Annotated in this window: 9 protein-coding genes; 6 read left to right on the top strand and 3 right to left on the bottom strand. The window is 72.0% G+C overall.

Annotated features, from left to right (window positions below):
- The coding region (locus tag ABYE80_RS12470) for an alpha/beta fold hydrolase (RefSeq protein ID WP_372790611.1) at positions 1-807 on the bottom strand (807 nt) is incomplete at its 3' end.
- A 42-nt stretch (positions 808-849) separates the two neighbouring features.
- Between ABYE80_RS12470 and ABYE80_RS12465 the strand changes: the two genes are divergently transcribed.
- Genes ABYE80_RS12465 through ABYE80_RS12445 form a run of 5 tightly spaced genes read left to right on the top strand, consistent with a single transcriptional unit; the run spans position 850 to position 6,134 of the window.
- A complete protein-coding gene (locus ABYE80_RS12465; RefSeq protein ID WP_372790610.1) occupies positions 850-1,245 on the top strand; it encodes a Rid family detoxifying hydrolase in 396 nt (131 codons plus the stop codon).
- 7 nt (positions 1,246-1,252) lie between these two features.
- Positions 1,253-2,479 carry a threonine ammonia-lyase gene (gene ilvA, locus ABYE80_RS12460; protein ID WP_372790609.1) on the top strand — a complete coding sequence of 409 codons (1,227 nt, stop codon included), beginning with the start codon at positions 1,253-1,255 and terminating at the stop codon, positions 2,477-2,479.
- A 48-nt stretch (positions 2,480-2,527) separates the two neighbouring features.
- Positions 2,528-3,913, top strand: a complete 1,386-nt coding sequence (locus ABYE80_RS12455; protein WP_372790608.1) for an aspartate aminotransferase family protein — start codon at positions 2,528-2,530, stop codon at positions 3,911-3,913.
- A gap of 4 nt (positions 3,914-3,917) precedes the next feature.
- Positions 3,918-4,754, top strand: a complete 837-nt coding sequence (locus ABYE80_RS12450) for a fructosamine kinase family protein (RefSeq protein ID WP_372790607.1) — start codon at positions 3,918-3,920, stop codon at positions 4,752-4,754.
- A 27-nt stretch (positions 4,755-4,781) separates the two neighbouring features.
- Positions 4,782-6,134, top strand: coding sequence for a cytochrome P450 (locus ABYE80_RS12445; RefSeq protein WP_372790606.1), 1,353 nt, complete (start codon positions 4,782-4,784; stop codon positions 6,132-6,134).
- Here ABYE80_RS12445 and ABYE80_RS12440 read toward each other — a convergent pair.
- Entirely contained in the window at positions 6,064-7,539 is a 1,476-nt protein-coding gene (locus tag ABYE80_RS12440) for an acyl-CoA synthetase (RefSeq protein WP_372790605.1), read from the bottom strand. The genes ABYE80_RS12445 and ABYE80_RS12440 overlap by 71 nt on opposite strands.
- 179 nt (positions 7,540-7,718) lie before the next feature.
- Between ABYE80_RS12440 and ABYE80_RS12435 the strand changes: the two genes are divergently transcribed.
- Positions 7,719-8,933, top strand: coding sequence for an acyl-CoA dehydrogenase family protein (locus tag ABYE80_RS12435; RefSeq protein WP_372790604.1), 1,215 nt, complete (start codon positions 7,719-7,721; stop codon positions 8,931-8,933).
- On the opposite strand, the gene ABYE80_RS12430 is transcribed toward ABYE80_RS12435, so the two are convergent.
- Positions 8,930-9,067: DNA-3-methyladenine glycosylase I (locus tag ABYE80_RS12430; protein ID WP_372790612.1), on the bottom strand; the 138-nt coding region annotated here is incomplete at its 5' end. The genes ABYE80_RS12435 and ABYE80_RS12430 overlap by 4 nt on opposite strands.

Genomic DNA, 9,067 nt, shown 5'->3' with positions numbered 1-9,067 from the left:
GGTCACGCGGCTACCGTCCGGCGCGGTGACCCGGCCCTTCACGCGGCCCTTGGCGAGCTTGCGCGCCGTCCGGCTGAGGATCCTGGTGACCGACTGGCGCAGTCCCCGGCAGGCCGATCCCGAGCACAGCTCGCGCAGCACGCGGCTCACGGAGGCGAACGTCGACCGCCGCAGCACGTCGGGCCCGTCGATCGTGAGCGCGGAGTCGAGGATCAGCGCTTCCACCCGCTGGGGGTACGCGGCCGCGTAGGCCAGCGCGACCTTCGTGCCGTACGAGACGCCGTACAGCACGAGTTGCTCGTACCCGCCCGCGATGCGCAGCGCTTCGATGTCGGCCACCGACTCCGCGGTGCGGAAGTACCCCCGCGCCGAACCGAGCTGCTCCGCGCACTGACGGACCTGCTGGGACTCCGACAGACCCTGCCGGCTGAGCGCCCCGCAGCGCAGCGGGGCGGAGCGCCCCGTGCCGCGCTGGTCGTACACCAGCAGGTCGCGCGTCCCGAGCCCGGCCGTCAGGTACGACTGGAAGGCGGTCGCGAAGGGCGACGCCGCCTGGCCCGGACCACCGGCGAGCGGCACGACGGCCGAGACGGCCGCCACGCCGGTCGTCGCGCGGGCGCGCCGCACGTGCAGCGACAGCGTCCCTGGGGTCGCACCGGACCAGTCGAGGGGGACCGGGACCGTGCCGCACTCGAACCCCGCCTCGTCCTGGCACGGGGTGTACGGCACGGCAGCGGCAGCAGGCTCCGCGGCCAGCGTGCAGGCGGCGACGGCCAGGATGGGGAGCAGCCGGCGGGGGACGGGCATCGACCCACGGTACTGACCCCGATCCCGATGTAGGGTGGACCGGTGTCCCATCACCGTGAAGTCGTGACCGCCATCGGGGCGCCGGCGGCCGTCGGTCCCTACAGCCACGCAGTCGCCGCCGGCGGCCTCCTGTTCTGCTCCGGGCAGATCCCGCTGGACCCCGCGAGCGGCGAGCTCGTCGGTGCCACCGCCGACGAGCAGGCGCAGCAGTGCCTCACGAACCTCGCCGCGGTGGTCGCCGCCGCAGGCGCGCAGCTCGCCGACGCGGTACGGGTCACCGTGTACCTCACCGACATCGACGCCTTCGCGGCCGTCAACGAGGTGTACGCGACGTTCTTCCCCAGCGAGCCGCCCGCGCGCGTGGCCTACGCGGTCGCCGCGCTGCCGAAGGGCGCCCAGGTCGAGATCGACGCCATCGTGGCGCTCCCGGCCGCCTGAGCGCACCATGACCGTCACGGCCGCCGACGTGCAGCGCGCCCGCGCGGCCGTCGAGGGCATCGCCCGCCACACCCCGATCCTGCCGTCCGCGACGCTCAGTGACCACGCCGGGGTCGACGTGGTGCTGAAGGCCGAGAGCCTGCAGCGCACCGGCGCCTTCAAGGTGCGAGGTGCCCTGGCCAAGCTCGCGGCGCTCGGCGACGGCTGCTCCGCGGGCGTCGTGCTCGGCAGCGCGGGCAACCACGCGCAGGGCACCGCGTGGGCGGCGGCGCAGCTCGGCGTGCCGTGCGTCGTGTACATGCCCGCGGACTCCTCGATCCAGAAGGCCGAGGGCGCCGCGGACCTGGGAGCCGACGTCCGGCTGGAGGGCGACACGGTGGAGGACGCGGTCGCCGCCGCCCGCGCCCACGCGCAGGAGCACGGCCTGGCGTTCGTCCACCCGTTCGACGACCCGGACATCGTCGCTGGTCAGGGCACGCTGGGGCTCGAGCTGCTCGAGGACCTCCCGAACCTGAGCACCGTGCTCGTTCCCGTCGGGGGCGGCGGGCTGTGCTCCGGCATCGCGGTCGCCGTGAAGGCCGCCCGGCCGGACGTGCGGATCGTGGGTGTCCAGGTCGAGTCGTGCGCGGCGTTCCCCGAGTCCCTGCGGACCCGGTCACCGGTCACGGCCACCACCGTCGCGCCCACCCTCGCCGACGGGATCGCCGTCAAGCGGCCGGGGGAGCTCACCCTCGCCCTCATGGCCGAGCACGTCGACGAGCTGGTCGTGGTGCCCGAGGACGACGTCGCCGAGGCGATGGTCCTCCTGCTCGAGAAGGCCAAGCTCGTCGTCGAGGGAGCCGGCGCCGTCGGGGCGGCCGCGCTGCTCGGCCGCCAGGTCGTGCCCTCACCGCGCGACCGTGACGGCGGGTCGATCTGCGTCGTCCTGTCGGGCGGGAACGTCGACGCCGGCACCCTCGCCCTCGTCGCGCGCCGCCACGAGACCGAGGTGGGGCGCCGGGTCGTGCTCTTCACCCGCCTCCCGGACCGCCCGGGCTCGCTCGCGCGCCTCCTGGACTGCGTCGCGCAGACAGGAGCCAACCTCCTCGACGTCGACCACGTGCGGGAGGGGGTGGACCTCCACGTGCGCGAGACCGCCATCCAGCTCGTGCTCGAGACGCGCGGGTCCGAGCACGCCGACGCCGTCCAGCGGGCGATCGCGTCGGCCGGGTACGCCGCACGGGTCGTGCGCTGACCGAAATTTCATCCCTCTGGCACATCGCGGCGTGGGACGATCCGTCGCATGAGCTCCGCCACCACCGTCCAGATCGATCGCGAGCGGATCCGCGAACTGACCGAGCGCGAGGAAGCGCAGCTCGACCGGCGCACCCAGGCGTCCGCGAAGATGTACGAGCGCGCACGCGGCGTGCTCACCGGCGGGGTCGCGTCCTCCTACCAGGCCCGGGATCCCTGGCCCATCTATCTCGAGCGCGGCACGGGCCCGACCGTCTGGGACGTCGACGGCAACGAGATGCTCGACTTCCACAACGGGTTCGGCTCGATGGTCCAGGGGCACGCCCACCCGGCGATCGGCCGAGCGATCGCGGAGCGCTACGAGCAGGGCACGCACTTCGCCGCGCCGACCGAGGACGCCGTCGTCGTCGGCGCCGAGCTCGCGCGGCGCTGGGGCATGCCGAAGTGGCGGTACGTGAACTCCGGGTCCGAGGCGACGATGGACGCGATCCGGATCGCCCGCGCCCACACCGGACGCGATGACGTCCTGAAGATCTTCGGCAGCTACCACGGCCACCACGACACGGTCATGGTCTCGATCGGGGTCGCCTACGACGCGATCGGCGATCGCGAGCACCTGCAGTCCCTCCCGTACGGCGCGGGCATCCCGCAGTCGACGATCGACCAGGTCCATGCCGTGCACTTCAACGACGCCGACTCGATGGAACGCAAGATCGTCGCGCTCGAGGCCGAGGGGCGGAAGCCGGCCTGCGTCATCATGGAGGCCGCGATGATGAACCTCGGGGTCGTGCTCCCCGAGCCGGGATACCTGGAGGCCGTTCGTGACATCACGCGCCGCCACGGCATCGTGCTGATCTTCGACGAGGTCAAGACCGGCATCTGCATCGCCGCGGGCGGGGCGGTCGAGCGGTTCGGCGTGACCCCCGACCTGGTGACCCTCGCCAAGGCCCTGGGTGGCGGGCTGCCGACCGGCGCGATCGGCGGTACCGAGGAGGTCATGGCCTGCGTCGAGGACGGCAGCGTCTACCAGGTGGGCACCTACAACGGGAACCCGCTCGGGATGGCCGCCGCCCGCGCCAACCTGCTCGAGGTCATGACCCCGGAGGCCTACGACCACCTCGCGATGCTCAACGACCGCATCCTCGCCGGCTGCCGCGCGGTGATCGAGGAGTTCTCGCTGCCCGGATACGCGGTCGGCATCGGTTCCAAGGGCTGCGTGACGTTCTCGGCGGCGAAGGTCGTCGACTACGAGTCCTTCAAGGCCAACCAGGACGCCGAGCTGAGCGACCTCGCCTGGCTCTTCAACATGAACCGCGGGATCTTCATGACGCCCGGTCGCGAGGAGGAGTGGACCCTGTCGGTCACCCACCAGGCCGAGCACGTCGACCGGTACGTCGAGGTCTTCCGGGAGATGGCCGCTGAGCTCACTGCCTGACCTCGTGGGGGAGGCCCTCGGCGCGCGCGTCCTGGCGGCGTCCCGGGTGAGCGGTGGGGACCTCAACGACGCGTGGAAGATGCAGCTGGACCGGGCCGTCGCGCCCACGGTGTTCGTCAAGACCACCGACGACGTTTCCGCGGGAACGTTCGCCGCCGAAGCAGCAGGGCTGCTCTGGCTCGCCGAGCCGCGTGCGCTGCGGGTGCCCGAGGTCCTGGCCGTCGACGAGCGGTTCCTCGCGCTCGAGTGGGTGCCGCAGGGAGGTGGCCTGGACGCCGCGGGGGAGGAGGAGCTCGGCCGGGGCCTCGCCGCCGTTCACGCGGCGGGCGCCCCTGCGTACGGGGGAGCGCACGTGCTGCGGATCGGGCCGATTGCGCTCGACGACGGTCCGGCCGAGACGTGGGTGGAGTGCTATCGCGACCAGCGCCTGCGGCCCCTCGTGCGCCAGGCGCGCGATCGCGGTGCGCTCGACGCCGCGGGAGCAGCCGTGATCGAGCGGGTCTGTGCGCGGATGTCCGAGCTCGCCGGGCCGCCCGAGCCTCCCGCTCGGCTCCACGGGGATCTGTGGTCGGGCAACGTGCTCGCCGACGTGACCGGCAGGCCGTGGCTCGTGGACCCCGCGGCCTACGGGGGGCATCGCGAGATCGACCTCGCCATGCTCCGGCTGTTCGGGGGGCCGGGCGAGCGCTGCTTCGCGGCTTACCACGAGGCCGCGCCGCTCGCCGACGGGCACGCCGAGCGCGCCGCGCTGTGGCAGTTGTTCCCGCTCCTGGTCCATGCCGTGCTGTTCGGCGGTGGCTACGGGACGCGTGCCGCGGCCGCGGCACGGCGGTACGTCTGAGCGCCGCCCGGGGCGTAGGCTGCTCGCATGAGCCTCCCGCCCGGACCCCGAGGACCGGCCGCGCTGACGACGGCCCTGTTCGCGCACCGACCGCTGCGCATGCTGCACCGGTGGCACCGGCGATACGGAGACGTCTTCACGGTCCACCTGACCGGGTTCGGGGCCGGCGTCTACGTGGCGGACCCTCTCGCGATCAAGGAGCTGTTCACGGGCGACCAGTCCGATCTGCTCGCGGGCGAGGCCAACTCGTTCCTCACCCCGATCCTCGGGAAGCACTCGGTGCTCGTGCTGGACGGGCCGGAGCACCTGCGTCACCGGCGCCTGCTGCTGCCCCCGTTCCAGGGATCGCGCGTGACGAGCTACCGCGACACCATCCGCGAGATCGCGGAGCGGGAGGTCGTCCGCTGGCAGCCCGGCGAGCAGGTCGTCCTGCGCGCACGCATGCGCGCGCTGACGTTCGAGGTGATCTGTCGCGCCGTGTTCGGGGTCACGGAACCCGCACGGGTCGAGCGGCTGCGCCAGGCGCTCGGAGCGGTCCTCGACACCGCGAACGTGCTGCTCGTCAGCGATCTCCTGCGGAAGGACCTCGGCGCGTGGAGTCCGGGTGGACGCCTGGCCCGTCGGCTGCGCGTCGCGGACGAGCTCCTGTACGAGGAGATCGCGGAGCGGCGGAAGCTCGCCGACATCGCGGACCGCGACGACGTCCTCTCGCTCCTCCTGCAAGCACGCGACGAGGATGGGCAGGGGCTGTCGGACGAGGAGCTCCGCGACGAGCTCTTCACGATGCTCGCCGCCGGCCACGAGACCACGGCGACCGCGCTGGCCTTCGCGTTCGAGTTGATCCTCCGCACGCCGGGGGCGCTCGACCGCGCGAGGACGGCGATCGAGGAGGGCGACGACGAGCACCTCGACGCCATCGGTCGGGAGACCCTGCGCCTGCGACCGGTCCTCGACGCGGCGGAGCGGACCCTGACGCGGCCGCGGCTCGTGGCCGGGTGGAAGCTGCCGGCCGGGGCGAAGGTCTATCCAGCCATCGCGTTGATCCACCATCGCGCCGACCTGTATCCCGACCCGCAGGCGTTCCGCCCCGAGCGCTTCACGGAGGACGACACGGTCGCCTACAGCTGGCTGCCGTTCGGCGGCGGCATCCGCCGGTGCATCGGAGCTGCGCTGGCCCAGCTCGAGCTCGTCGAGGTGCTGCGCGTGATCCTGCCCGCGGTCGACCTGCGCCTCGTGGGCGACCGGCCCGACCCGGTGGTACTCAGGGGGATCACGCTCTCCCCCAAGCACGGCGTCCGGGCGGAGGTGGTCAGGCGGCGCCGCCCCGAAGCAGGGACCGCCGGATCTTCCCGCTCGACGTCTTCGGTAGCGCTGCGGTGAACTCGATGATCCGCGGGTACTTGTACGGCGCGGTCTCGGACTTCACGTGGTCCTGCAGCTCCCGGGCCAGCGCGTCGGACGCCTCGGCGTGCTCCTGGAGCACGATCACCGCGCGCACGACGCTGCCCCGCTCCTCGTCGGGCGCCGCGACCACCGCGGCCTCGGCGACCGCCGGGTGCGCCACGAGCGCGCTCTCCACCTCGAACGGCCCGATGCGGTAGCCGGCGCTGATGATCACGTCGTCGGTGCGGCCCTCGAAGTACAGGTACCCGTCCTCGTCGGCGTGGACGCGATCCCCGGTCCGCCACGGGGTCTCTCGATCGTGCGGCTCCTCTCCCAGGTACCCGAGGAAGAAGGTCGGGACCGTGGAAGGGTCGGCGACGAGCTCGCCGTCGTCGATCCACAGGCGTACTCCGGGAAGCGGGCGGCCCATCGAGCCGGGCCGGACGTCGGACGGGTCCGCGTCGCCGGGGATGCCGGTCATCTGCCCGGTCTCGGTCTGGCCGTAGCCATCGCGGATGACCAGCCCGGTCGCCTCACGCCAGAGGTGCAGCACCTCCGGGTTCAGGGCCTCGCCGGCCGCCACGAGCCCCCGGAGCTCGGGGAACGGGCGCAGCCGAGCGCGCTTGGCGATGACGCGGTACTCGGTCGGCGCCATGCACAGCACGTTCACGCGCTCACGCTCGAGCAGGTCGAGGCGCTCCGTCGGGTCGAACCGGGCGTCGTGGAGCAGCGCGGTGGCGCCGCGGATCCACGGGGCGATGAAGACGTTGCGGGCGCTCTTCGACCAGCCGCTGGCGGCGGTGCACCACACGATGTCGCCGGGACCGCCTCCGAGCCAGTGCTGCGCCTGGACCTGCTGGCCGTCGAGGTAGCGCTGGGCGTGGAGCACCGCCTTCGGCTCGCCCGAGGTTCCCGACGTGAACGTGATCAGGCAGGGGTCGGAGGGCGAGAGCTCGACCGCGGGAGCGGGCGGGGCGTCGTAGAGCGCGGGATCCGGCACGTCGAGGATCAGCGGCGTTCCCGCGGGAACGTCGGTCGGGAGCGCGAGGGCTTCATCGAGCACCGCACGGTTGCGCACGTCGCAGACCACGACGGCGGGGCGGGCGACGTCGAGGCGCAGCCGCAGGTCCTTCGCGCGCAACTGCTCCGTGCACGGCAGCACGACTGCCCCGAGGCGGAAGCACGCCACCATGGTCTCCACCCACTCGGGCCGGTTGCCGATCAGGGTGAGCACCACGTCCCCCCGAGCGACGCCGTGGGCCCGGAGCGTGCCGGCGAGGCGCGCCGACCGGTCTGCGACCTCGCCGAAGGTGTGTTCGCGGCGTGCGCCCTCGCGCGGGAGCTCGATGAGCGCGACGCGCTCCGGCGGAGCCGCGTCCACGATGTCGCGAGCGAAGTTCATGCGCGCGGGAGTCTGCCAGGACGCCCGTTCCTCCAAGGTTCGGCCCGCCGCGCACGCCGAACCGCGCGACGTCGAGGCGTCGTCGCGAAGGGGGCGCACCGGCGGCTGATCCTCGCAGCGAGGTGCGGGGTATCCTGAACGCCGGACTTTCCATCAGACCAGCCAGCAGGAGGCCCAATATGGCCATCGCCACGATCTCGGCGTCCGACTACACGGACGAGCAGAAGGCGATCATCGAGATGGTCCGCCAGTTCGCGGACGAGCAGATCATCCCCAACGCCGAGCACTACGACTCGACCGACACGTATCCGGAGCCGATCGTCGAGCAGCTCAAGGAGCTCGGGCTCTTCGGCATCACGATCCCCGAGGAGTACGGCGGTCTCGGCCTGGACCTCACGACCTACTGCATGGTGGTCGAGGAGCTGTCCCGCGGCTGGATCTCGATCTCGGGCGTCATCAACACCCACTTCATCGGCACCTACCTGCTCATGAAGTTCGGGTCCGAGGAGCAGAAGCAGAAGTACCTGCCGCGCATGGCCACGGGCGAGATCCGGGCCGCGTTCTCGCTGTCGGAGCCGGAGCTCGGGTCCGACGTCCAGGCGATCAAGACCGCCGCGAAGAAGATCGACGACGGCACCTACGAGATCAACGGCCAGAAGATGTGGGTCACCAACGGCCTCATGTCCTCGCTCGTGTTCGTCCTCGTCAAGACGGACCCGAACGCCGAGCCGCGCCACAAGGGCTTCACCTGCTTCATCGCCGAGAAGGAGGGTGGCGTCTCCGAGAACACCGGTGACTACGCGGGCCTCATCGTCCCGCCCAAGCTGAAGAAGATGGGCTACAAGGGCGTCGAGTCCACCGAGCTGGTCTTCGACGGCTACAAGTGCCCGGCGCAGAACATCCTCGGCGGCGAGGACGCCGGCCTGAACAAGGGCTTCGCGCAGATGATGGACGCGCTGGAGGTCGGTCGCGCGAACGTGGCCGCCCGCGGCGTCGGCATCGCGCAGCGCGCGCTCGAGCTCGCCCTGCGCTACTCGCAGGAGCGCAAGACGTTCGGCAAGCCGATCGCGGAGCACCAGGCGATCCAGTTCAAGCTCGCCGACATGGCGACGCAGGTCGACGCCGCTCGCATGCTGACGCTGCGCGCGGCTCGCATGAAGGACGCCGGTGAGCGCTCGGACCTCGAGGCCGGGATGGCGAAGCTGTTCGCCTCCGAGGCCGGGCGGTTCTGCGTGGAGGAGTCGTTCCGCATCCACGGCGGCTACGGCTACTCCAAGGAGTACGAGATCGAGCGCCTCTACCGCGACGCGCCGCTGCTGCTGATCGGCGAGGGGACGAGCGAGATCCAGCGCATGGTCATCGGCAAGAAGCTGCTCCAGCGCCACAAGATCTAGGTCGAAGCACCACTTCCGCCTGACGTCGACTGCCCCGTGCGTGCGGGGCAGTCGCGCAGGTGGTCGTTCACCAGGCCGCAGGCCTGCATGCCGGCGTAGATCGTCGTGGGGCCCAGGAAGCGGAAGCCGTTGCG

This window comes from Paraconexibacter sp. (assembly GCF_041602235.1).
GTDB lineage: Bacteria > Actinomycetota > Thermoleophilia > Solirubrobacterales > Solirubrobacteraceae > Paraconexibacter.
Note: the sequence above shows the minus strand (reverse complement) of the source record. Positions and strands in the feature narration are given on the sequence as shown.

What these genes read in the sequence shown, in the direction of transcription:
- ilvA (WP_372790609.1), top strand. Translation starts at nt 1,253, where the DNA reads ATGACCGTCACGGCCGCCGACGTGCAGCGCGCCCGCGCGGCCGTCGAG.
- ABYE80_RS12455 (WP_372790608.1), top strand. Translation starts at nt 2,528, where the DNA reads ATGAGCTCCGCCACCACCGTCCAGATCGATCGCGAGCGGATCCGCGAA.
- ABYE80_RS12445 (WP_372790606.1), top strand. Translation starts at nt 4,782, where the DNA reads ATGAGCCTCCCGCCCGGACCCCGAGGACCGGCCGCGCTGACGACGGCC.
- ABYE80_RS12440 (WP_372790605.1), bottom strand. Translation starts at nt 7,539, where the DNA reads ATGAACTTCGCTCGCGACATCGTGGACGCGGCTCCGCCGGAGCGCGTC.
- ABYE80_RS12435 (WP_372790604.1), top strand. Translation starts at nt 7,719, where the DNA reads ATGGCCATCGCCACGATCTCGGCGTCCGACTACACGGACGAGCAGAAG.